The sequence below is a fragment of the Neobacillus niacini genome, assembly GCF_048572935.1.
Taxonomy (GTDB): Bacteria; Bacillota; Bacilli; order Bacillales; family Cytobacillaceae; genus Neobacillus; species Neobacillus niacini.
In genome coordinates this window covers 3,257,634-3,280,360 of the sequence record NZ_CP183883.1, presented here as the reverse complement: position 1 = coordinate 3,280,360, position 22,727 = coordinate 3,257,634, and the positions used below count along the sequence as shown (strand labels likewise).

Genomic DNA, 22,727 nt, shown 5'->3' with positions numbered 1-22,727 from the left:
TCCTTTTTACCTACATCATATGGGGAAACCTTGTAGAATATGGCTTTTTATATAAAAAAAACGAACTGAGATAAACCAGCTCGTTCTACTTACCTATAATCTTGGATCAATGGGTTCGGCTTCTAATGCTAGAATTCCTAACATACATTCATGAACACGTTCTAATGATTCTCTTTTTACAAATCGATTAACACCCTCTATACTTAGAGCGAATTCCTTCAATGCGTTACGCTGCTTCTTGCCAGCATTCCGTTTCTTTAATCGTGTTAAATTTTCTGGAAGCAGATAGTCGATTCCATAAATGATATGCAAATACTTGCGACCCCTAACTTTTATCGCAGGCTGGAGAAGTTTTCCTTTGTAACGCGTTATATAAGATTCTGGTTTCACAACGAATCCTTCATGACCATCCTCTGTCATCTCTTCCCACCATTTAATGGCCGCTTTCATTGAGGCTTCATCATTTACAATTTTATATTCAGTTTCTATAAACAAACGGGAAATCCCACTAAGTTCTTTATTTTTTTCCATATGCCAAGTATGCGGCTTGTCAAAAAATGTTTCTGAGCTGTGAGCCAATGTGTGGAATGGGGCGATTTGAATTCCTTCCAATCCTTCTGTTTCCCAACAATATTTCTGATACACCGTATTAAATACATGGGCATTTTCGATCCCCACATCATTTTCCTGAACCCAGCTTAAAACATCCTTCCCACTTTCTAGTGCCTGCTCGAGTGAATTCTTTAATTTATGCCGGTCCAGCAGCGCCATTTCCCCCACATGCGCATATTGGTTCAGGATCAGGTCTTTCGCCTTCAAATTCCATGGCAGAATTTCTGCATCAAGCAAGACAAAATCAGTATTGTACTTCTCAAAATAACCACTTTTCACTAAATCTTCATTCAAGACACTGACCACTTGTTCCTGCAGTTCTTTTTGAAAAAATGCCCTGCCTGTTCGGGTATAAATGGTTCCTAATGTTTCCCTGCCAACATACTCCTTGGCAATTTCTTTATTTTTGAATAAAAACAGAATCCCCCTGCTGCCCATATGTTTCTTCTCAACCACCATCGTATCGACACCATTGTTTTGATAATATTCGAATGCCTCCATAGGGTGCTCGAGGTATTCTTCCTTACGTGAAGATTTTGGTGTCGGACTCATTGTTGGAGGAAGATACACGATGTCTTCAAGCGGCAAAGTGTAATGAGATAGATCATCTAAGGCTGGTTTCACACCATCATCATAAATCATGATCTCGCCGTACTGCTCCGTTAATACGGAATAACCATCTAAAAATTTCATGATATTCGGTGCTGCGAGTCTCTTGAGTTCCCATTCCTTCAATGGATTGTCAGGAACATTTGCATAATCCTGTTTCGCCTTGACCGAAACAAACTGTTTTTCTGGATAACGATAAGCCGTTAAACTACCACCAAAGACCACACCTTGGTCAATATTTAGTGTGTTGTTAACCAGCAATGGCTGCGGCTTTGGGTCGTGCCCCCAAAGAATGAGCTCACTTGACTTATGGGCGACAGACCAATCTTTTCGAATTGGCTTCCCATTCTCATCAAGCCCCTCACTACCACCATACCGGCAAAAATCAGAAATCCGGTTTGACTGCTTTCCGATATAGTGGTCCTTTATTCCTGCATGTACAGCAACTACAGCATTAACCCCATTTTTTCGAATTACATAGTGAGATTTTGCTTGTAAAAGTAACTCTTTTATTTGTCCCTTTAAGTTCTCAGCAGCCTCACTGCCGTTATTACGCTCATATTCTTCAAATTCAGCTACTACATTTTCATCACCATGTGCCATCTTTACATTTTTTCCATCGAGCCAGCGGGCAATTTTCCAGCCATGATTGCTGTCAATCATATAAGCCAATCCTGCTGTAACATGCTTCTGGAAAAATTGAAGAGTTTTAATGGACTTCGGTCCCCGGCTTAATACATCTCCTAATGAAAGTATCTTCCTTCCCTCCGGATGAATGCAATACCCTTCATCGTTTTCCTTGTAGCCAAGTTTCGTCAGTATTTCAATAAATTCATCAAAACAACCGTGAATATCCCCGATAAAATCGATTCCTGTCCCCAATTCAATATATAATGGGTTCTCCAAACGACTGACATTTACTACTTGAAGTTCATCTTCTCCAAGCATGTAAACACGGCGATATGGCTTCTTTTTAATGAAGCGAAGTGTATTTTTAAATAGTTGATATTGTTGCTTGATACGATTTCGACCACGCGGAAAGGCACGTTCCATATCCCGTCTCATCAATTCCGTTTCTGAAATATTTAAGACCATCGCAATCACAGGTACATGATATTTCTTCCCCATTTGCAGATATTTTTCATGTTCTTCCTCACGTAAATGGGTTGCGTCGATAAACGTTAATTTATTGAGTTTACAGCGTTTTGAAATCACATAATCCATTGCCTCAAAGGCAGCACCCGATATTTGCTGGTATTCATAAAATAATGCATCACTTTCGTCTTTAGGACGCCCGTTCCAGCTAATAAATTCAATATCGCTGACCAAAACACGAAACTGATCAGAGCTGACCACTTCAGATGGAAGAATCTGCTCTTCTTGTATTAATTGATTTAATAAAGTTGTTTTTCCGGTATTAGAGGGTCCCACTAACAGGACAATTCCCGCATAGGGTAAATGTAGTGTTGTCATCAGATCTCCTCCCTTCTAAAAATGGCCATTTGTGTCGGCTGTCCGTATGTTGGATGTTCTTCGCCAATCCCTTGAATGCTGACTTGGTAAGGATATCTTTTCTTCCATGCTTCCACATGCTTAGCAAATTCTGCTCGTGTCCATTCAAACCGGTGATCATCATGTCGCATTGCTTCATCCATATCATAGAGGACATTGTATTCCTGGTTTGGTGTTGTAACAATCAGAGTTTTTGGCCGATACTCACCAAGAATCGTATCAACTATATTTGGGAGCCGGTTCTCGTCAATATGCTCAATCACTTCACACAAAATGATGATGTCTTTATTTTGAAGCCGGCTGTCAAAATAAAATAAAGACCCTGCGAGTGATTGTGGTTCAACAAATCCTTCTTTATCTATCACTTGTCCAAATCTTTCAATCGCCTTAAGTCGGGATTTGTTTGAGGGCTCAATCGATAAAATTTCTTTGACACCTTCGACAAATCCAAGCTGTACGGATAGTCTTCCTTCCCCAGCACCAAGGTCCACAACGGTCTCCCTCTGCGGGAGTGTGCGAATAATGTTCAGTATCGCTTCATAGCGCAGGTCGTTTAAGCGAGTCTTCGGGCTCTCTTCCTGGTTACGAACGTACGGTTTCTTTTCATAGTATTTAGATTGAGAAATTAAGGCATTAAATCGAAGGGCACGCTTGACGATAATTTGCTTTAACGGATGAGTTTCTAGCCATCCTTCACCGTAACGTTCGAGTTTCTCCACTTCTCTTTCGTCTAAAAAATAGTGCTTATAGTTATCGATAACAGGTATGAGAATCGAAACATGCATAAGTGCGTTTTGAACGCTCTGCCTGCCGGAGATCGTGACAAATCGTGCGGAGCTTTTTTTACGAATCGTACTTTCTCCACGCTCAATTACCACTTTGTAACCCATTGGTTCAAACAAATCAGCCAATTCCTGATCTCTAAAATCAGTTGATACCGGACCAAAAGCCAGCTTCATATCAAACTGGTTGTCCACCCATGGCAGATACTCTGAATCTGGTTTCCCATTTAAAGCGGTACCTAATGCCTTACGGATGGTAGTAATAAACAAGCTGCTGACGGCAAATTCGCGGTCATTTATGTAATGAGTAATATCATATAAATCGGAGGAGTTTCGCACTAAATCTATCGGATCAGGCTTTACATAAATGACGAACTGAACTTCCTCTTTGGTGAATATTGGGTAGAACAGTCTGACCTTGAATCCTTTTTCATTCCGTTCATACGGATTATTTGGGTTTTTTGCGATAAGATAAGAGATCATATCTGCATCGGAACCTCTAACAGTTAATGATAGCTGCATTTTTTACACTCCACTTCTCCTGAAGTATTTTCCTTATCTAACATAATTACACAATGAAGGGTTTTTTGGAAATTTTTAGATGAAAGATTTAATACTTAGAATTTACGACATATTACAAATCATCATACTCTTAATTCATTCATACAATAGAACAATACTGTACAGACAAAAACCTAATAAAAATATGAATGATTGATATAGGAGGTGTTGTTATTTTGAATAAGGATTTTTCAGATCTTCCATTTAAACAACTACTTGTCCCTCCCCATCGTATGGAAACAAATGTTTCACAAGAGGACATCCCTATTTATGCTGCCATTAATCCAATTGTGCCCCCTTTCCTACCGTATCGAAGAATAAGTAGATTTCCAGCCTCCCCATCCTTACAGCAGCAAATTCATTTGTTAAAAACGAATAAAGAAAAATAAGGAGTTGAAAGTATGGTATGGGACACCTCAAGGGTTGATATGAACATTTATTCGCAAGGTAAACCAGACAAACTGGTTTATTCCACTTGTAACCTGTGTTCAAATGGCTGTGGGTGTTTTATTGCAGTAAAGGACGAGAAAATCGTCGGAATTATGGGGAATGAAAACTACCCAATAAATAAGGGACGGCTAGGTCCCAAAGGAGAGAATCAATGGTGGGCAAATAATAGTGTGGATCGTTTATCTGCCCCTTTAATCCGCCATAACGGAAAACTTCTTTCAGCCACTTGGGATGACGCCTATTCTTTATTGGTTCATAAAGTAAAAGATATTCAAAGAAAAAAAGGACCGGGGGGTCTAGGTTTTTACCATACCGGGCAAGCATACTTAGAAGAATATTACACAATCTCTAAAATTACTCGTGCCGGTTTAAGAATGCACCACGTTGATGCAAATACAAGGTTATGTACAGCTACAGCAGAATGGGCACTCATTCAAAGTTTTGGTTCGGATGGTCCACCAGCCTGTGAGGAAGATGTAGATCTAGCAGATGTGATAGTTTTTATAGGTAGAAATTCTAATGAAACTAACACCGTTTTATGGGAACGTGTACTAGAAGCAAGAAAGAAAAATGGAACTAGAATCATAGAAATTGATACCCGGAATGATATTAGTGACAAGATGGCAGATCTTTCTTTACAGCCAAGAAGTGGTACGAATGTTGCGTTATTAAATGGGATTATCCATTTATTAATTAAGAACCAATGGATTGATCAATCGTATATTGACAAACATACAGTCGGGTACAAGCAACTAGCCCATACGGCAGCCCGGTATACGCCTTCATTAGTAGAAGAAATTACAACTATTCCACAAGAAAAGTTGCTACAATGTGCAGAGTGGATAGGTACTTCGGGTAGAACATTGACCATTCTTTTACAAGGAGTCTATCAAAGTATGGACGCCACAGCAGCCGCTTCGCTTGTAAACTCTATGCAATTAATAATGGGCAAAATAGGTAAGCCCGGGTCTGGGCCGTTCCAACATGCAGGTCAGCCTAGCGCCATGTCAAATCGCGAGGTTGGAGGGGCTGGTTTCTACCCAGGTTATAGAAATAACAGTAATCCTGACCATATTCGTGAAATCGCACAATTATGGAATGTACATCCTGAGATATTACCAGTAGGTCCACAAACTTATATTATGGAAATGATGAACTTGATTGAACAGGGAGAAATAGAACTATTTTGGGTAATGTTCACCAATCCTGCGGTTTCTTTGCCAAATCGTAATAGAATGATTCAGCTATTAAAAAAAGTTTTTCTCGTTGTACAAGACCCATTTTTAAGTGAAACAGCAGAATTAGCCGATATTGTTCTTCCAACAGCACTTTGGGGTGAAAAAGAAGGAACGATGACAAATCTGGAAAGAAGAGTAAATGTTCTAAGAAAAGCAGTGGAACCTCCATTTGGTTTACCCTCAGATTTTGAAATTCTTTTAGAATTCTCCAAGAGAATGGGTTTTAAAGATAAGGACGGAAAGCCTCTCATTTCCTATCTAAGTCCAGAAGAAGCCTTTAATGAGTGGAGAACAGTGTCAAAAGGGCGCCCTTGTGATATGTCAGGGATGACTTATAATAAAATGGAAAAACTCGGTGGTATACAACATCCCTGTAATGAACAATACCCTAATGGAAAAGATAGATGGTATTCCGATGGAGAATTTTATACTTATGCGGACACAGCTGAATCATATGGGAGAGATATGCTGACTGGGAGAGCTAGAACAAGGGAAGAATTTGAAGCTCTCCAAGCAAATGGGAGAGCCATTTTATATGGATTTGACTGGTCTCCTCCATTAGAAGTGCCATCAGAAAAGTTTCCGTTTGCCTTAAATACAGGTCGACTTGTATATCAATGGCATACAAGAACAAAAACTGCCAGGTCACCGCTTCTGCACATGACATCCCCTGAAGGATATATCGAAATAAATCCTTTAGACGCATTGAAACTGGAAATAGAAATGGGAAACATGGTTAGGGTTACAACAAAAAGAGGTTCGATTGAGATTCCTGCAAGAATAACAGATTCCGTTAATCAAGGATCAATTTTCATTCCTTTTCACTATGGATCTCTAACTGAAAATCAGTCTGCTAACGTACTAACATTAGAGACTTGGGATCTTGTTTCTAAACAACCACACTTTAAAAATGGTGCTTGCCGGATTGAAAAGATAATGGTTAATGAGGGGATGTGAACTACCTGTTACCAAATGTAAATGAAGTAATACAAGCTTCTCAACAAATCCAATTGGCAGCAAAACAAAAATCGAAAGAGGAAATCAATCCTTTATTAGTAAGAATTCAATATATAGTAGAGGAGCTACAGGCTCATTTACTTGCCATTTCAGAATCCCCGTTATCATTAAAAGATTCTAAATTTCATTGGAGTGTTCTTTATCGTGATGGCGATACATTGGATGAAATGTATACCATGCTTAAACACACAACTCCCCTGCCTGTTCAAACAGAAGTCGAATATATTAAGAAATGTTTAATTTTTTATACCCGCTCTGTAGTAGATCTATTCGGTGAAAACAATTCTTTGTACATTATTACACCTAAATTCCAAGAACTCTCAAACTTATGGTAGTGAAGAAATGACGTGTGCAAATTCACACGTCATTTCTATTGTCATTTATCAAAAACATACCTGAAGATAACGAAATTCTTTTACTTTACCTCACAAAATTATTAAATTGTACCGATAAAATTTAAAGAAGTAATATCCATAGAATCGACAACACCATCTAAAATCTTCTTAACATCAGTCAATGTATCCTTCAAACTTACTTCTTCTCCTTTAATACCCGTAAACGCTTCTGCTACATAGAATGGCTGTGTCAAATATGCCTCTAAACGTTCGCCTCGATGAAATGTTTCAATTTCAGAAGCAGGGATTCCACTAATTCCTTTCACATTTACGAGTGATCGTAGTTCACGGTAACGTCTTAATAGCTTTTGTGCTTTTTGTTGGATGGAAAGATGGGTTTGATCTAGGTGTGCACCTTCCAATACGGAGGATGTAGAGTAGATTGGGTTTACTGCTGGGAAGCGATGTCTTACTGCTAAGTCCATATCAAACTGCCATAACGTTTCAAGCGGACCATATGGCAGATCTTCATCCACTGAAGCCCCTTTTAAATCTAGTAAAAAGGTTGTAACAGACTTGATGTCGACATCTTGTAATTTTTCCTGAAGTTCGTAGATTTCCCCGGTTAAAACATGTGAACGGTCAGCAACAAAAATAATCTCTTTATTTTTTCCTGCCTTTGACATTTCAACGAAAGCCTTTTCAATTGACTCAGCTACAATCTCCGTATCGTCTAGAATTTCCGCTAACTCTGGATGATCATTTTCAGGTTTTAATAAAACCGTTGCATAACCCTCTCGCTTAAAACGATAAAATAACTCTGCTAGTACGACCAACTGCCCCATACCAGGCCGAGCAACAAGTCCAATGGTGCCTCCCTTAACGATTGGTGCAAACAAATCTAATGTTTTTATTTTTGTTTCAATCATCTCTACATTCTCCCCTCTTAAAATCAATTCATCTAAACTACACTGTGCTAATTCTGCTAAAGCTACGATGGTCCGAACTTCAGAGCGGCCAACCGGAATTTTCCCCGTGCATAAATTAGATACAGTCGCTGGCCGCAGCCCTACTTCTTTTGCAGCACTGGTAAGATTGGGCACTCTTCTTCGTAATAATGGAACATTTAATCTTATATTTTCCATTATTTTCACCTCCTTACTTTATATAGTAAAACTGATTACTCTAAAAAGCAACCGCTTTTTACGTTTAAGAGTAATTTTTTTCAATTCAAACGTAATAAGTAGTGAAAGAATATATTAACGGTTTCAGTTTCCTATCACTTAACGTGAATTTACAGCTAAATATGTAAAGTTAAATGAATATTAATTTCCACCGTATTTGAGTTGCTTTTGGTTTATAAAAAAATATCCCTGGCTCTAATGAACATAGGTTACACACCGAATTAATTTCGAAGGAAATCTTACTAAAGCTACCCGTAACTTCATTAAAGTGCATAAAAAGAAGCATTAATCCCTCTTGGATTAACGCTTCCTTTAATTGAAAAGTAAATTGACTATAGACCCCATTGTAAGTAGTGTCTTTAATTAAATGAAATTTGGTGCATTCAAAATTAGTACACTACTTTCGCTCATTGAGGGAGCTTTGCATTTTTAAAATCAATTCTTTTAGTTCCTCATTATTTTTAACTATTTGTTCTTGTAGCCCGATCATTTGTTGATTCAATTCTGCTATTTGTTTCTGCAACGCCGAAATCGTGTTTTTCTGAAGTTCCTCTGGTTTATTGGAGGTCTCATGGACGCTATTAGTAAGTTTCATTACATCTGAAACTGTATTCAATACTTCCGGATTTTTAAGTAATGAACCTGCAATATTCATGATTCCACTTAGATCTATCGCTGTATTGTTTGTTAGAGGGTTTTTAACCTCTAGTTTGGATTCGTTTTCATTAGTCATGTAGTAAACTCCACCTTTTTTATCTTAGGATAACAAGGAGAACTGATTCTCGTCCTATACTGTTACATACTATGAAAAAAAGTTAAATGTGTGTTAGCAAAAAACCATACGATGTAAAATTGGGTTAAAATCATAGCTTCACAATAAAAAGTCATCCATCAAAAAATAGAAACCCCCATAATACCAACTACCTATTAGTGGAAGTGATATTAAAGGGGCCTTATACTGAGGGGAAATATATTACTACATTATATTAACCAAGCAATGCATTAATAGCAGCAATAATGATTTGTTGTTGTTCTGGCGTGCCAAGTAAAACAGCAACAAGCAGGGCTACTAAGAGAAGCAACACAAGAACTACTGTAACTAGATTTATAGACATTTTTCTCCCCCCTTTCAACCTTATTGAAAGAGCTCTTACACTAACATGTTATGCTGAAATAATTGGACAAGTTCTAAACTAATAACATTAATTTTTTAAAAAAATTATACATTTTCTGTCTTTATGAACAGAACATCATAAGAACTCAAAAAAGGCACCAATAATGGTACCTCCCTGGAGTTAAAATTTTCTTTAATCAGTATCTCAATATAATATATCTAACGTGTTTATAATTGTTTGTTGGAATATAATCCTTCTTATACATACCTGCAACATTACTTTTCAAGATAAACACAAACCATATCGTAAGAGTTTTAAAGTAGTTTCTTTTTATTAAATGAAGTAATAAATAAATGTTATAATCCCCGAAACAAGCGTATAACCTATTGCCACATAAAACGATGGTGTGGCTTTAAAACGCCTTTCAATCTTTTCTATTCTCGTCCAAACCTCTACTTGAAGATCATTATCCTCATTTCCACTTTGTAGTCTCGCATTAGCAAATTCTGATGCCATTCCACCCGATGAATTAAAAAACTTAACCAATACGACTGCTGCAAGACCTGTTAAAAAGGACCAATCAAGGAAATCATTATTAAAAAGTTTTGCTATCCCCCAGTTTGCAAAAAGAATCAGACCTATCGTAATAACCGACCAAATAATTCTTCCCATACTATCCCCCCTTTAATTTCTATAATTTCTTAGAAAAAATTATATCATTTAACGCTATTTAACTGTAATAAAATTCCAATAATTTCCGCTAGTAAAATAAAAAGGTTCAAATCATTTGCGATTTGAACCTTAAACGGTACTTCTAGAAATCTTCTGCAAAGCGTCTTCTATATTTAGCACTATGGCAGGCATCACAGGTTGGAAATGAGTGATCCCAAGGGAGGTTCTTGCCACAGTTTCTACATTTTTTCACGAACTTGCGAATATCCGTTTTTAATTTATCTTGGACCTTGTCACTCATTTCTTCACGCAGCCGCTCCCAATATATCGCTTCCGTACGCTCACCTAATCGATATAAAAAGAGCAAATGCAAGCCAAGTGCTTTATATGCTAATTCGAGATCCTCTAAACTTCGTTCCTTGTATGGAGGTTCCGGTAAAGGAGTACCCTGGATAATTGCATACATCGTATCTTCCCATTGTCGTGTTAATGTCGGTTCATTTTTTGAGAAAGGGAGGTGTAAAAACCCATATAGGTCCATTAAAGGTAATCGTGCTTCAATTTCTGTCCCAGCAATCACATCGTAAAGGGAACGCTCCTCTGCCAAGGAAGCTTTCTTCGTTCCTGGTGGGCTTTTAAATTTCCCCCAAAGCTCAAAGAATGTTCCTAAATCACGATAATAGCGTTGGAAACGCTCGAATACCGAGTTGGTTGGGGCAATGGCAAATGTATGCACGGGCTCATCCTCTTGATTCAGCAATCTCCTCATCAGCCTGATGTCCTTGGTAAATGCAACCTTTCCCACATCATAGATTCCTTTGCGACCTGCCCGGCCGGCGATTTGTTTCACTTCCTGCGAGGTTAACAACCGCCTTCTGGTTCCATCAAATTTCTCATTTTCCAAAAACACAATCCGGCGAATCGGCAAGTTCAAGCCCATTCCAATGGCATCAGTCGATACAATGACCTTAGTTTTCCCAGTGTTAAATTGCTCAATTTGCTTTTTTCTTGTTTCTGGGGGCATGCTGCCGTAAATCATGCTGACTGAATGACCATCGCTTTGAAGCCGAGACGCCGTTTCAAGCACTCGCCTCCTTGAAAAACAAATCAGTGCATCCCCTTTTTTCACATGTTTAATATGGAATTCTTTTGTTTCCACTTCCAGCGGTGTATCGCGGCTGTATTCGTATATCGTAATATCCGATTCTCCTAGCAATTGCAGCAGCATCGGTTTTGAATTCCTGCTGCCGATAATATGAACCTCATGTGCTTTGGCTTTTGTGATCGCTTTGTACCAAGAGAAACCCCGGTCCTTATCGGTAATCATTTGTGCTTCGTCAATAACAACAATATCATAGCTTTCTTTTTCATGAAACATTTCCACCGTGCATGAAAAATGGTTAGCACCCGGTACCATTTTTTCTTCTTCACCCGTTTTTAACGAGCACGGTGTTCCTTCAATATTTAACTTATCATAAACCTCAAGCGCCAATAATCTTAGTGGAGCTAGATACAAACCACTGTTTGCCTGCTTCATCTGCTCAAGTGCATGGTGAGTTTTCCCTGTATTGGTTTCACCTATATGAAGAACGTAACGAACTCTTCCACCAAGCGACGGATTATACTCCTGACCAAAAATATCATCCATCATTCGTTCTTCTTCTTCTCGTTTTCGTTGTAATTCTGCTTCTTCCTCCGCCTTTTTTCGTTCTCTTTCGGAGTAGTCCTTTTCAAAAATTTGCTGATGAACGGTAAGGTCAAAAGGAAGTTCTGCAATTTTCAGTAAATCTGAAAGATATTCCTCTTGGATATCTTCAATAACATAATCTTCTACCTCATACAAAAGCTGTGTCATGCTCCCCTTTATGTAAGCAGGTGTCAGTTTTTCACCAAAGGCTTCCTGATACTGTTCCTTCATTACCTGCGGGAGTTTTTCCAAAATCCTCTTTGGGATTAACTCTGAAAGGTAGTCGGAAATTAAGCTTTCATAGACAAAAAAATACGTTTGATATTCATACAAGCTCCGGCCCCAGTTAACCGTTTTATGAATATCCCCTGTTAGTTCCTCAAAAAACTTCGCCACCGTTGTGTACGAATCAGGATTAAAATGTCCTTCATCCACTAATTTTTCTTCTAGGGCAAAGGTATCGATGGTTTGGAATTTTACATTATTCTTGATATCCGCAGCTAATTGTTTGGCTGTGAAATGACGAACATAGAGATAAAGTTCAGGATAATCTTTCTCAATCATTTCTGATGCCATTTCTTCTATTTTTTCTGCAAGTATATGACGCAATTCTGCCAAGCGGTTCACTTCTTGTCTTTTTATAAAATCTGCTTTCGCTTGGTGATATCTTTGTTCCCATTCATCTTTTTGATTTGCAAAAGTTTCCTCGGTCCATTCACGCGCATGAAATGGCTGATAGTCTCTCATTTCATCCCGAAAAAGTTTATTAATTAGTTTGCGGTCCACTCCTTGAACCTCGTATCCTTTTTCCCGCAAAAACTCTTTTTTCTCATTCTTCGGGACATCATTAGTGACCTTATTCAACCAAACATTGACCCAAATTTGCTCAAGATAATGCCCGCGGTCATGTAAATATTCATTAAAAGACGGCAAACTTTCTTTTGACTCTAAATAATGATTCATATCTTCGATAACTTTATTCTTTGTATGTTCAATCGCTTGAGGGTAAACGGCGGTTAGTTTATTCAACTTCTTCCCTCCTTAATCACTATTTGGTACTTCGAGTTTATCACTAAATCAGAAATCGAACAAATATTCGGACCTTAAATTTCTCGTTTAATGCAATATTGGTCGACTAAATCCTCTATCTGATCCAGTTCAGGAAAATCACCTGAAAATTCAAATTTGATTTCTTCAATGATTCGATTTTTGTTGTAGACATGAATCGCCCCATTTTGGTGGCTGACACTATATTCTGGTACAAATCGAAATCCGTTTCGTTCAATCGCTCCCATGATAATCCCCTTTTTTCTAATTTTTTTTAGTATTTACTATTGTGCTGTGGTTAATCTTCCAAAAACAGAACGGTACTAAGAGAACAGGTCTAATCATATTCTCATAGGAGAGACCAATTAGGAGGAGTGGAAAGTTAGGTGATAAACGTAAAGGTTCGTTTACGGCCGATTGTCAGCAAAATCAATTTACCCACTGTTTTGAAAACCACTTTCCTTCCGGGTGACTCAATGGAAAGATTATTCATTGCAACCCAGGTCGGAGAGATCTTCTTTTTAAGTAATGAAGGTATTAGGACTTTTTTAGATATTCGTCAGCGGATTATAAAACTTGGTGCGTCTGGCGGGTATGATGAACGAGGATTGCTTGGACTGGCATTTCACCCCCAATTTTATTATAACGGTCTGTTTTATCTACATTATTCCGCAGCCGGAACTCAAGGTCCAGGAGCTCTTTCTGAATCTTTTACACCTAACCCTTGTGACCCTAAAACACTATCCTTAAGGTGGCTTAATAGAGAAAATCAATATGACCATATTGATACAGTGGAGGAATGGATTTTACAATCCAATGGTCAACCTCAAAAACGCCGGACATTACTAAACGTAAGAAGACCTTTTATGAATCATAATGGTGTCAATAGCTTGAACTTTTCACCTGAAACAGGGAGACTTGTTTTAACAACAGGTGATGGAGGGTCAGGCTATGATCCTTTTAATTTAAGTCAGGATACGATGGAAATTGCAGGAAAGATCATTGAAATCGACGTTGGAAAAAATACAGGTATCCCGAACCCACCCGTTGTCACACGTTTCAATGAACTTCCCGTATCTATTCAGGGAACGCTTAGTATAATGGCAAAAGGAGTTCGCAATATAACAGGCATTTCTTATCAAAGGTTGCAAAATCAGTATATTAAATATGTAGGAAATGTCGGACAGGATTTAGAAGAGGCAATTTTTTCATTCTTTCATTCTAAACCAATACCAGTTACTCAGCTTGTTCAAGCCGCTTCAATGAATGTTAGCCTTGACCCGGAAGGATTTGTTAACTTTGGCTGGAGGGGGTGGGAAGGTGCATTTCCTACTTCATTTATCAGAGGCTGCACGAATAATCCGGCTTTAGATGAGAAAATAATTGCTTTTTATAATGAAGCAATATCTACTTCAGTGAGGCGTCTTCAGCCTTTGACTAGTTATTATCATAGTGATCCACGACCAGATAAGTTTAGTGGAACCGCACTAACAGGAGTGCAAGCCTATGTCGGGCATGCGATTCCCGCTTTAACGGGTAGTGTTGTGTTCATCGATCTTTCTCGGAAAGAATCTCAACCTCAACCTAGAGGTGCCCTAGCCTACTCCAGTATAAGAACAGATGGTAAACAAAATGATTTTAGGGTAATTCAAACCGAATATGATTATGGATCTCAAGCCGCGTATTATGTAAGTTTGGGAAGTAATCTGGAGCAAACTAGATTATATTTAGGGGTTTACGGATCGATGAAGGTGACTGATTTAAACCAGGGTACTGTTTTTGAAATTGTTCCTTAATTCTTCCGAACAAAAAAGGGAGTGGAGTAAATCCATTCCCTTCATGGCTGCGTGCCAATTTGTCATTAAAATTTAGTGAATTTTAGTTTGAAATCACCTTTATATGGAACATGTTCAACTGTTATCGTTATGTTTTTACCATCTTTATCTTTACCCATTCTTTTATAAGTAAATTTCTTTTCATTCAGCTCTGTCAGTTCAAGAACTGCACCGTACTTCATTCCTATTGAAACATGTGCTCGTATCTTATTACCGTGTACAACATCGTAATAGCCGTAATCCCCACGGCTTGCTCCTGTTTTCGCATCAAAAAATTCATATTTATTTGTCTTAAAATCATATTTCGCAAGCCCTAGAAAATTTGTGTTATAGGCTGACACATCATTTCCGTTTTCATCTAATGCCACAGTCCCTTGCCAAAGGGTGTCTGATAGAATTTTATCTCCATCCTTATCTGTAACAATTTCCCCCGTTTTTGTTACCAAGGTCTTATCTGGGTCCGTAAAAGATAGAGATGTTTCTTTATATGGAATATGATCAACAAATACCTCTACATCGTTACCATTCGCATCTTTTCCCATTCTCTTATAAGTAAAGATGTCTTTATTGAGTTTTGTTATTTCAACAACAGCTTGGTAACCCATTGATTCAGATATTAATACTCTGATCTTTCCATCATTGGTGATAAAGAACGTTCCTTTGTCACCGCGGCTCCTTTTTGTGGTTTTATCAAAAAATTCATATCTTGCGGTTTTATCGTCGTATTTTGCTAGACCAATAAAGCTTGCGTTTTCTTTTGTTAAGTCATTTTTATCCTTATCATATACCTTGGTACCTTGCCAATTTGTGCTACTAAGAATATTAGCTAATTCCTGTCCTTTGGTTTCCTTATTTTGTTCACTTCCCTTTTTTTCAGTTTGTTCTTGTTTCTGGTCATTTGTTTGCGCTTGTGTGATTGTGCCGCATCCTGAAATAACTAAAGTTAACCCAAGAAGAATAGACGGTAACATTTTTGCTTTTTTGTTCATTTTTGTTGTCTCCTCATTTCTTTATTTTGGTGTCAATTACATGGTTATGTTCCTAAGTAAGTCTTTACAAACCTAGTTATTTTGCCCCTGCTTTTACCAATATATTTTCAATCTCTTTAAAACCTTTCTTTCGTGCATGCTGTAAAGGAGTTACATGATTCCGATCGGGAATATTCACGTCTGCCCCATGATCGATCAACAATTGCACTGTTTGCAGCTGTTTTTCATCACCATTATTCAAAATTATAGCTTCTAGTAAAGCTGTCCAGCCGAGATCATTTATATGATTTATATCGATATGAGTATTGGTAAGAAGTTCTTTAATAACATCTACATATCCATGTTCTGAGACAGGGATTAAAGCAGTTCCTCCATACCGGTTTGTTATAGATGGGTCGGCACCAGCTTGAATCGTAAGTTTTAGGATTTCAATATACCCTTCAGCACCAGCATACAGGAAGGGGTTATTTTCGATATCATCCTGGATATTGACGTCTGCTCCCGCGCCAATAAGTATTTTTGCAGTCTCTAAATCGTTGTTGTATGTCGCAATCATTGTGGGAGTTCGCCCTTCTGAGTCCTGCGTATTAATATCGACACCTTCCTCAATCAATCTTCTTACGGTATCCGCGTCTTTGCCTTTTGCTGCTATAATCAGTTGTTCCTCCATATCTATCACTACCTTTATCTCATTCACCTTTTTATTTGTATTACCATCATTAACAGAGACACAGCCATGAAGAATGAATATAGTTCCAAAGACGATTGCTTGGCGCCTCCACATGATTTTCACCACCTATCGGTTTACTATTGCTATCCTCCTTCACTCATTTGGCCATACATTTATGTTAAACCGAAATATTAAACTCCCTCGAAAGAATTTCTTAAAAAAAGATAAACTTTTTCAGAAAATTTCTTCATGTTTATAAAAAAATATCCGCCACCTTATGTGACGGATTGTATTTATACTATTAATTTTAAACATTGAATCGATAGCCTGCTCCCCAAACCGTTTCCAAGTATTTCGGATGGGCGGGATCTTTTTCAATTTTCCCGCGTATTTTTCTTATATGGACGGTCACCGTTGACACATCCGCTGCCATTTCATAGCCCCAAATATGTTCATATAGCTGCTCTTTGTTCAAGACTTGATTCGGGTGATTTACAAGAAATACCAACAAATCAAATTCCTTTGTTGTGAACGATGTCTCCTCACCGTTAAGATAAACTTTACGCGCTGACTTATCAATCATAATCTCTTTAACCTTAATCATATTTGATTTTGTTTGATTTCCAGCTAGTCGTTCATACCGATCAATATGTGCCTTCACCCTAGCTACCAACTCACTTGGACTAAAAGGCTTAGTAATATAATCATCTGCTCCTAAACCCAGACCTCGGATTTTATCGATATCCTCCTTTTTTGCAGAAACAAACAGAATCGGAATATTTTTAACTTGCCGTACTTGTTTGCATATATCAAATCCACTTACGCCAGGGAGCATGATGTCTAAAATTATCAAATCATAATCATTTTCGAGTGCCATTTGGAGTCCTGAATCACCACTATGTTCAACATCTACTAGGAACTGATTAATTTCTAGATAATCTCTTTGTAATTCTGCGATACTGACTTCATCTTCGATCAATAATATCTTTTTCATCTTTACACACCTTTCTTCAAAGAAAAGAAAACACTTGTACCATTGCCTTTCACACTAGTTGCCCATATCTCCCCTTCGTGCTCTTCAACGATGTGTTTAGCAATGGCCAGTCCTAATCCACTTCCACCAGTCCGGGAATTTCTAGACTTTTCTGCCCGGTAAAAACGATTAAAAATATATGGCAACGCAGAAGGTTCAATTCCATAGCCATTATCCATTACTTCTAAGACGACATCAAAAGGGCCTTCATGCAGTTGAATTGAAATATACTTATCATCTTTATTCATATACTTCACACAATTGTTTATGAGATTTACTAAAACACGTTTTAACTTTTCCCGGTCAGCACTCACGTATATCGGTTTATTAGGTGGATGGTGGTGAATCTTTATACCTTTTTGAACCAAATCAAGATGAAGTTTTTCTACAAAATCTTGCATGTATTCAACCAATTCAATCGTTTTAAAAGTGAAGGACTCTTTCTTTAAATCTAGTTTTGAAAATAAAAATAGTTCATCGATTAATGTATCTAGGTCCCTTGCTTTGACATGAATGGTGGTTAAATACTTCTCCATTTTCTCCTGGGTATTTGCTACACCGTCTTTTATTCCCTCAACATAACCAATAATCGACGTAATCGGTGTTTTTAGATCATGTGAAATATTTGAAAGAAGTTCTTTTCGATTTTCCTCATATTGAAGCTGAAGGGTGATCGACTCCTTTAATTTTAGCCTCATTTCCTCAAAGGTTTTATTTAATTGTCCGATTTCATCACTAGAAGTTGTTTTGATCTCAAAATGTAAATCACCCGATTTAATCCGTTCTGCCCCCTCTTTAAGGATGGAGATCGGCTTGATAATGCTTCTTGACACTAAATAGTTTAGCAACCCAATAATCATGATAAACAGAAGCAGTAAAAGACCTAATAAAATAGGAAACAGCTCTTGAATCAATTGAGCATTCGAGCTTACCTTCCTTAATACAAAAATACTTCCTTTACTTTTGTCTGAAAAATAAAAATCAAACTTTACATAAGTAAAATAAAAGTCATTGAGTTTAATGGAATCCCGGGTGTTTATATTCGTTTCCTCAAACTTAGGAAGTGACGTAACCAATGCCTGCTGGCTTAACGTGGAAGTCGCATACTCAATGTTGTGATCTTTTCTTACGACAATTTTGATATCTTGCTGTTCAAGCTTCTTCAGTTGTTCTTTATTTAATAGCTGCTCAGAGTTATTTTTTGCCAAAAGCTTTAAATCAAGAAACACACTTTCCTCAACTGGAGTCAAAGGTTTTTGAAGATATGATTTCTTATAAAAGTTCGCGATCGAATTTACATCGCCCGTTATCGTAAAAAGAAGCAAATAACCAGCCGCTAAAAACAAAGAAATAGAAAAAACAATGACCCCCACGTATGACAACAGAAACCTCATTTTAATGGACATACTTCACCTCCAATCAATTTTCAACTAAATACCCATCAAGATAATTGAACCATATCACACAAATCTTAAAAATTTCGAAAAAATAAAGAAAAATTCTCAAAACAGGCTAGAAAAAAATACAAAAAACGCTGCATAAACAGCGTCTTTTGCATAAATGGTGCCTGTCACCTTTTAATGTCTATTTGCTTAATGAACATCATGCTTCTTGAAGTTACCGCCTTTAACTTCGGCTACATCATATACGATAACAAAAGCATTTTCGTCAATTTCATTTATGATTTCTTTCATTTTGCTATCTTCTAAACGGTTAATCACGCAATTGATTTCTTTAAATTTTTCGTTTGTATAACCGCCTTCCACTACATTATAAGTTGCCCCGCGTCCTAAGTTCTCACGAATCTTTTCTACCATTAGTTCTGGTTCATTGGTTATAATTTTAAATGTTTTTGAACCACTTAAACCTTCTTCCACAATATGTATCACTTTAGATGCAATATAGTAAGCAATTGCCGAAAGAATGGCTCCTTGAAGACCGAAGACGGTTGACACCACAATAAAAACAAACATGTTTAAAAATAAAATAAGATCGCTAGTCCCAAATGGTAATTTACGAGAAAGTAATACGGCTAACATATCAATACCATCTAATGCACCGCCATTTCGTAATGCTAACCCCATCCCAAAACCGATGATAATTCCACCAACAACTGTTATTAACAAGGTATCTCCTTCAATAATGGGTGGTAAGTGGTGCATAAGTAATGTTCCTATTGCTAATGAAGCAATACCAATAACAGAATAAATAGCAAAACCGGTACCAATCTGTTTATAACCTAAAAATACAAATGGGATATTCAGAACTGCAATGAGGAGCCCTAAAGGTAATCCAAATAAATTCGAACCAACAATACTCAGTCCTGTCACACCGCCATCTGATACATTATTAGGAATTAATACCGTTTCTAGTCCATATGCAGTAATAATGGCCCCCATAATAACCAACAAAGCACGTGAAATCATTTTTAGTTTATTGGGTTTTAGTTTCGTGTTTGCACTCAATTGAATCTCCTACTTTCGTAACTTTTATATAGTTTCACTTTGTTTCTTTATGTATTCTACACTGTGCCACCCTCTCAATTTTTTCATTATATTTGAATCTTCCTTGTTAAACAAAATAAAAGGGGGGATAATTCTCAATTTTGATGGATTTATTGCTTTCCTTAAAAGAAAATGAGACCAAATCTATTATAGATTTGGTCTCCTAATGGTTAATTATCTTTATTGTTTCTTCATGATAAGAGATTTATGCAGTCGTATAAACTTCCTTCTTATTTGATTCATGACGAATCGTTGCTTGTGCAGCTGCTAATCTTGCTAAAGGCACACGATATGGTGAACAGCTTACATAATCCAATCCAGTTTTGTAGCAGAAATCGATTGATGTTTTTTCGCCGCCATGCTCCCCGCAAATTCCTGTTTTCAATGTAGGTTTTGCTCCACGGCCGAGTTTAACGCCCATTTCTACCAATCTGCCAACACCATCTTGATCAAGGACTGCAAACGGATTTTCAGGCAGTACCTTGTTTTCAATATAGTTTTGAAGGAATTTGCCTTCCGCATCGTCACGGCTGTATCCGAATGTTGTTTGGGTTAAATCGTTTGTACCAAATGAGAAGAAATCAGCTTCTTCCGCAATTTGATCAGCGGTCAGCGCCGCACGTGGTATTTCAATCATGGTTCCAATCGTATATTCAAATTGCTTCTTTGTTTCTTCCTGAACCTTTACAGCTGCGTCAATCACAAGCTGTCGCATTTGTTTTAATTCATTAACATGACCAACAAGCGGAATCATGATTTCAGGCTGAACGTCCAGCCCTTTGTCTGCAAGCTTAGCCGCAGCATAGAAAATTGCCTTTGCCTGCATTTCATAAATTTCTGGATAGACCATTCCTAAACGGCATCCGCGGTGTCCGAGCATTGGGTTGAATTCATCTAGTTGGCGGACCTTTTTCAATAGTAACTCTTTCTTTTTCAGTTCAGGTGAAGCAGGGTCAAGAATTTGCAATTTCGTCACTTCTACTAACAACTCTTCCTTATCTGGTAAAAACTCATGTAACGGCGGGTCTAATAAACGAATTGTTACTGGGAAACCCTGCATTGCTTCAAAAATTCCTTCAAAATCACCTTGCTGCATTGGAAGAAGCTCATCAAGAGCCTCCATACGCTCTTTGTACTGCTCAGCCAATATCATTTTTTGAACGATCGGAATTCGTTTTAAATCCATAAACATATGTTCAGTCCGGCACAATCCTATTCCACCTGCCCCAAATTCAAAGGCTTTTTGTGCATCCTCTGGGTTATCGGCATTGGCACGAACTCCAATATTTCTCTCTTGGTCAGCCCATGCAAGTAAAAGCTGGAACTCGTCAGAAAGCTGTGGTTCAATCATCGGAATTTCCCCAAGCATAATTTCACCTGTTGAGCCATCAATCGTAATCACATCGCCATATTTAATAACCTTTTCGTCCACGGTAAATTGCTTTGCTTTCACATCAATTTTTAGTGCGTCACATCCGCAAATACACGCTTTACCCATCCCTCGGGCAACAACAGCAGCGTGACTGGTCATACCGCCACGGCTGGTAACAATGGCCTGAGCTGCTACAATTCCATGAATATCATCAGGAGTGGTTTCCGGACGAACTAGAATCACTTTTTTACCAGCATTCCCAAGTTCCTCTGCTTCATCAGCACCAAACACAACTTGACCTGTTGCCGCACCAGGTGATGCAGGCAGACCTTTTGCTAATAATGTACGCTGATGTTTATCATCAATTCTTCGGTGTAGAAGCTGATTTAGTTGATCTGGGTCGACACGAAGCAAGGCAGTCTTTTTATCTATGATTCCTTCTTCAACCATCTCTACCGCAATTCGAATTGCGGCTTGAGCTGTACGCTTACCATGACGGGTTTGAAGAATAAACAATTGACCTCGTTCTACTGTGAATTCAATGTCCTGCATTTCTTTATAATGCTGTTCAAGTCGTTTGCATGTGTCAGCAAACTGTTTATAAACAGCTGGCATTTCGTCCTTTAATGTTTTTATCGGCTGTGGTGTACGAATACCTGCTACCACATCTTCCCCTTGAGCATTAATGAGGTACTCGCCGTAAAGAACATGTTCTCCCGTTGAAGGATTTCGAGTAAAGGCTACACCTGTACCTGAATCATTTCCCATGTTTCCGAACACCATGCTTTGAATATTTACAGCCGTTCCAAGATGATCAGGAATTTTATTCAAGCGGCGGTAGACGATGGCACGCTGATTATTCCAGGAATCAAACACGGCATTAATGGCAAGAAATAGTTGTTCCTTTGGATCCTGTGGAAATTCTTTTCTAGTATGCTTTTTAACAATACCTTTGTACCCCTCTATGACTTCTTTCCAATCTTCAGCCGTCATTTCTGGGTCAGCACTATAGCCTTTATGCTCGCGTGTTTCTTCTAATAATTGTTCAAAATAGAACGTATTGATATCAAGGACAACATTACTGAACATTTGGATGAAGCGACGGTAAGAGTCGTAAGCAAAACGAGGATTATTTGTTAATTTACCCATACCAATTACTGTTTCATCATTCATACCTAAGTTCAAGACCGTATCCATCATCCCTGGCATTGAAAAAACTGATCCAGAGCGGACTGAAACTAGCAACGGATTTTCCGCACATCCTAGTTTTTTTCCCATTTTCTCCTCTAGGGTGCTCAAAGCCCCTAATACTTGGCTCTCAACAAGCGATGGAATGGTTTTCCCTGCATCATAATAAGCATTACAAGCTTGAGTCGAAATGGTAAAACCATAAGGAACAGGTAAACCAATACGCGTCATTTCCGCTAGGTTTGCACCTTTTCCTCCGAGTGTTTCCTTCATATTTCCATTTCCTTCATGAAACAAGTAAACGAATTTTTCCAT

18 protein-coding genes are annotated in these 22,727 nt (G+C 38.0%); 4 read left to right on the top strand and 14 right to left on the bottom strand.

Features of this window, described 5'->3' with window-relative positions:
- Positions 1-93: 93 nt before the first annotated feature.
- Together ACN6MT_RS16225 and ACN6MT_RS16220 are read right to left on the bottom strand one after the other, a co-directional pair.
- A complete protein-coding gene (locus ACN6MT_RS16225) occupies positions 94-2,694 on the bottom strand; it encodes a polynucleotide kinase-phosphatase (protein WP_419887072.1) in 2,601 nt (866 codons plus the stop codon).
- Positions 2,694-4,037, bottom strand: a complete 1,344-nt coding sequence (locus ACN6MT_RS16220; protein ID WP_419887071.1) for a 3' terminal RNA ribose 2'-O-methyltransferase Hen1 — start codon at positions 4,035-4,037, stop codon at positions 2,694-2,696. Before ACN6MT_RS16220 ends, ACN6MT_RS16225 begins: the two co-directional genes overlap by 1 nt.
- A 215-nt stretch (positions 4,038-4,252) precedes the next feature.
- Between ACN6MT_RS16220 and ACN6MT_RS16215 the strand changes: the two genes are divergently transcribed.
- From ACN6MT_RS16215 to ACN6MT_RS16205, 3 genes are read left to right on the top strand one after another with little or no spacing between them, the layout of a single operon-like run.
- Complete coding sequence (locus tag ACN6MT_RS16215) at positions 4,253-4,465, top strand: hypothetical protein (RefSeq protein WP_419887070.1); 213 nt, start codon at positions 4,253-4,255, stop codon at positions 4,463-4,465.
- Positions 4,466-4,477: 12 nt separating this feature from the next.
- On the top strand, positions 4,478-6,721 hold the full coding sequence (locus ACN6MT_RS16210; protein ID WP_419887069.1) for a molybdopterin oxidoreductase family protein: 2,244 nt from the start codon (positions 4,478-4,480) through the stop codon (positions 6,719-6,721).
- The gene (locus ACN6MT_RS16205; protein WP_419887068.1) at positions 6,718-7,116 is read left to right on the top strand and encodes a hypothetical protein; all 399 of its coding nucleotides are present in this window, start codon (positions 6,718-6,720) and stop codon (positions 7,114-7,116) included. Before ACN6MT_RS16210 ends, ACN6MT_RS16205 begins: the two co-directional genes overlap by 4 nt.
- A 101-nt stretch (positions 7,117-7,217) precedes the next feature.
- On the opposite strand, the gene ACN6MT_RS16200 is transcribed toward ACN6MT_RS16205, so the two are convergent.
- The 6 genes from ACN6MT_RS16200 to ACN6MT_RS16175 all read right to left on the bottom strand — a co-directional run bounded on the left by ACN6MT_RS16200 (position 7,218) and on the right by ACN6MT_RS16175 (position 13,069).
- Entirely contained in the window at positions 7,218-8,261 is a 1,044-nt protein-coding gene (locus ACN6MT_RS16200) for a hypothetical protein (protein ID WP_419887067.1), read from the bottom strand.
- A gap of 436 nt (positions 8,262-8,697) precedes the next feature.
- Positions 8,698-9,033 carry a hypothetical protein gene (locus ACN6MT_RS16195; RefSeq protein ID WP_419887066.1) on the bottom strand — a complete coding sequence of 112 codons (336 nt, stop codon included), beginning with the start codon at positions 9,031-9,033 and terminating at the stop codon, positions 8,698-8,700.
- Positions 9,034-9,286: 253 nt separating this feature from the next.
- Positions 9,287-9,415, bottom strand: a complete 129-nt coding sequence (locus ACN6MT_RS16190) for a hypothetical protein (protein WP_260631668.1) — start codon at positions 9,413-9,415, stop codon at positions 9,287-9,289.
- A 333-nt stretch (positions 9,416-9,748) separates the two neighbouring features.
- A complete protein-coding gene (locus ACN6MT_RS16185) occupies positions 9,749-10,087 on the bottom strand; it encodes a hypothetical protein (protein WP_419887065.1) in 339 nt (112 codons plus the stop codon).
- A gap of 142 nt (positions 10,088-10,229) precedes the next feature.
- Positions 10,230-12,803, bottom strand: a complete 2,574-nt coding sequence (locus ACN6MT_RS16180) for a helicase-related protein (protein ID WP_419887064.1) — start codon at positions 12,801-12,803, stop codon at positions 10,230-10,232.
- A gap of 74 nt (positions 12,804-12,877) precedes the next feature.
- A complete protein-coding gene (locus tag ACN6MT_RS16175; protein WP_419887063.1) occupies positions 12,878-13,069 on the bottom strand; it encodes a YbxH family protein in 192 nt (63 codons plus the stop codon).
- Positions 13,070-13,207: 138 nt separating this feature from the next.
- Between ACN6MT_RS16175 and ACN6MT_RS16170 the strand changes: the two genes are divergently transcribed.
- Positions 13,208-14,617 carry a PQQ-dependent sugar dehydrogenase gene (locus tag ACN6MT_RS16170; RefSeq protein WP_419887062.1) on the top strand — a complete coding sequence of 470 codons (1,410 nt, stop codon included), beginning with the start codon at positions 13,208-13,210 and terminating at the stop codon, positions 14,615-14,617.
- Positions 14,618-14,682: 65 nt separating this feature from the next.
- Here ACN6MT_RS16170 and ACN6MT_RS16165 read toward each other — a convergent pair whose 3' ends face one another.
- The 6 genes from ACN6MT_RS16165 to ppdK form a co-directional block, all read right to left on the bottom strand.
- Positions 14,683-15,645, bottom strand: coding sequence for a DUF4822 domain-containing protein (locus ACN6MT_RS16165; protein WP_419887061.1), 963 nt, complete (start codon positions 15,643-15,645; stop codon positions 14,683-14,685).
- Between the two features lie 76 nt (positions 15,646-15,721).
- Positions 15,722-16,429, bottom strand: a complete 708-nt coding sequence (locus ACN6MT_RS16160; RefSeq protein ID WP_419887060.1) for an ankyrin repeat domain-containing protein — start codon at positions 16,427-16,429, stop codon at positions 15,722-15,724.
- Between the two features lie 193 nt (positions 16,430-16,622).
- Positions 16,623-17,309 (bottom strand): response regulator transcription factor, encoded by a 687-nt coding sequence (locus ACN6MT_RS16155; protein WP_063253841.1) that lies wholly within the window; start codon positions 17,307-17,309, stop codon positions 16,623-16,625.
- A gap of 2 nt (positions 17,310-17,311) precedes the next feature.
- A complete protein-coding gene (locus ACN6MT_RS16150) occupies positions 17,312-18,754 on the bottom strand; it encodes an ATP-binding protein (RefSeq protein WP_419887059.1) in 1,443 nt (480 codons plus the stop codon).
- Between the two features lie 186 nt (positions 18,755-18,940).
- On the bottom strand, positions 18,941-19,774 hold the full coding sequence (locus tag ACN6MT_RS16145; protein WP_063253908.1) for a YitT family protein: 834 nt from the start codon (positions 19,772-19,774) through the stop codon (positions 18,941-18,943).
- A gap of 283 nt (positions 19,775-20,057) precedes the next feature.
- Positions 20,058-22,727, bottom strand: a complete 2,670-nt coding sequence (gene ppdK / locus ACN6MT_RS16140; protein ID WP_419956455.1) for a pyruvate, phosphate dikinase — start codon at positions 22,725-22,727, stop codon at positions 20,058-20,060.

Bases quoted from the DNA above. Each gene is read 5' to 3' on its own strand.
- ACN6MT_RS16225 (WP_419887072.1), bottom strand. From the start codon at position 2,694: ATGACAACACTACATTTACCCTATGCGGGAATTGTCCTGTTAGTGGGA.
- ACN6MT_RS16220 (WP_419887071.1), bottom strand. From the start codon at position 4,037: ATGCAGCTATCATTAACTGTTAGAGGTTCCGATGCAGATATGATCTCT.
- ACN6MT_RS16210 (WP_419887069.1), top strand. From the start codon at position 4,478: ATGGTATGGGACACCTCAAGGGTTGATATGAACATTTATTCGCAAGGT.
- ACN6MT_RS16200 (WP_419887067.1), bottom strand. From the start codon at position 8,261: ATGGAAAATATAAGATTAAATGTTCCATTATTACGAAGAAGAGTGCCC.
- ACN6MT_RS16195 (WP_419887066.1), bottom strand. From the start codon at position 9,033: ATGACTAATGAAAACGAATCCAAACTAGAGGTTAAAAACCCTCTAACA.
- ACN6MT_RS16190 (WP_260631668.1), bottom strand. From the start codon at position 9,415: ATGTCTATAAATCTAGTTACAGTAGTTCTTGTGTTGCTTCTCTTAGTA.
- ACN6MT_RS16185 (WP_419887065.1), bottom strand. From the start codon at position 10,087: ATGGGAAGAATTATTTGGTCGGTTATTACGATAGGTCTGATTCTTTTT.
- ACN6MT_RS16175 (WP_419887063.1), bottom strand. From the start codon at position 13,069: ATGGGAGCGATTGAACGAAACGGATTTCGATTTGTACCAGAATATAGT.
- ACN6MT_RS16165 (WP_419887061.1), bottom strand. From the start codon at position 15,645: ATGAACAAAAAAGCAAAAATGTTACCGTCTATTCTTCTTGGGTTAACT.
- ACN6MT_RS16160 (WP_419887060.1), bottom strand. From the start codon at position 16,429: ATGTGGAGGCGCCAAGCAATCGTCTTTGGAACTATATTCATTCTTCAT.
- ACN6MT_RS16155 (WP_063253841.1), bottom strand. From the start codon at position 17,309: ATGAAAAAGATATTATTGATCGAAGATGAAGTCAGTATCGCAGAATTA.
- ACN6MT_RS16150 (WP_419887059.1), bottom strand. From the start codon at position 18,754: ATGTCCATTAAAATGAGGTTTCTGTTGTCATACGTGGGGGTCATTGTT.
- ACN6MT_RS16145 (WP_063253908.1), bottom strand. From the start codon at position 19,774: ATGATTTCACGTGCTTTGTTGGTTATTATGGGGGCCATTATTACTGCA.
- ppdK (WP_419956455.1), bottom strand. From the start codon at position 22,727: ATGGAAAAATTCGTTTACTTGTTTCATGAAGGAAATGGAAATATGAAG.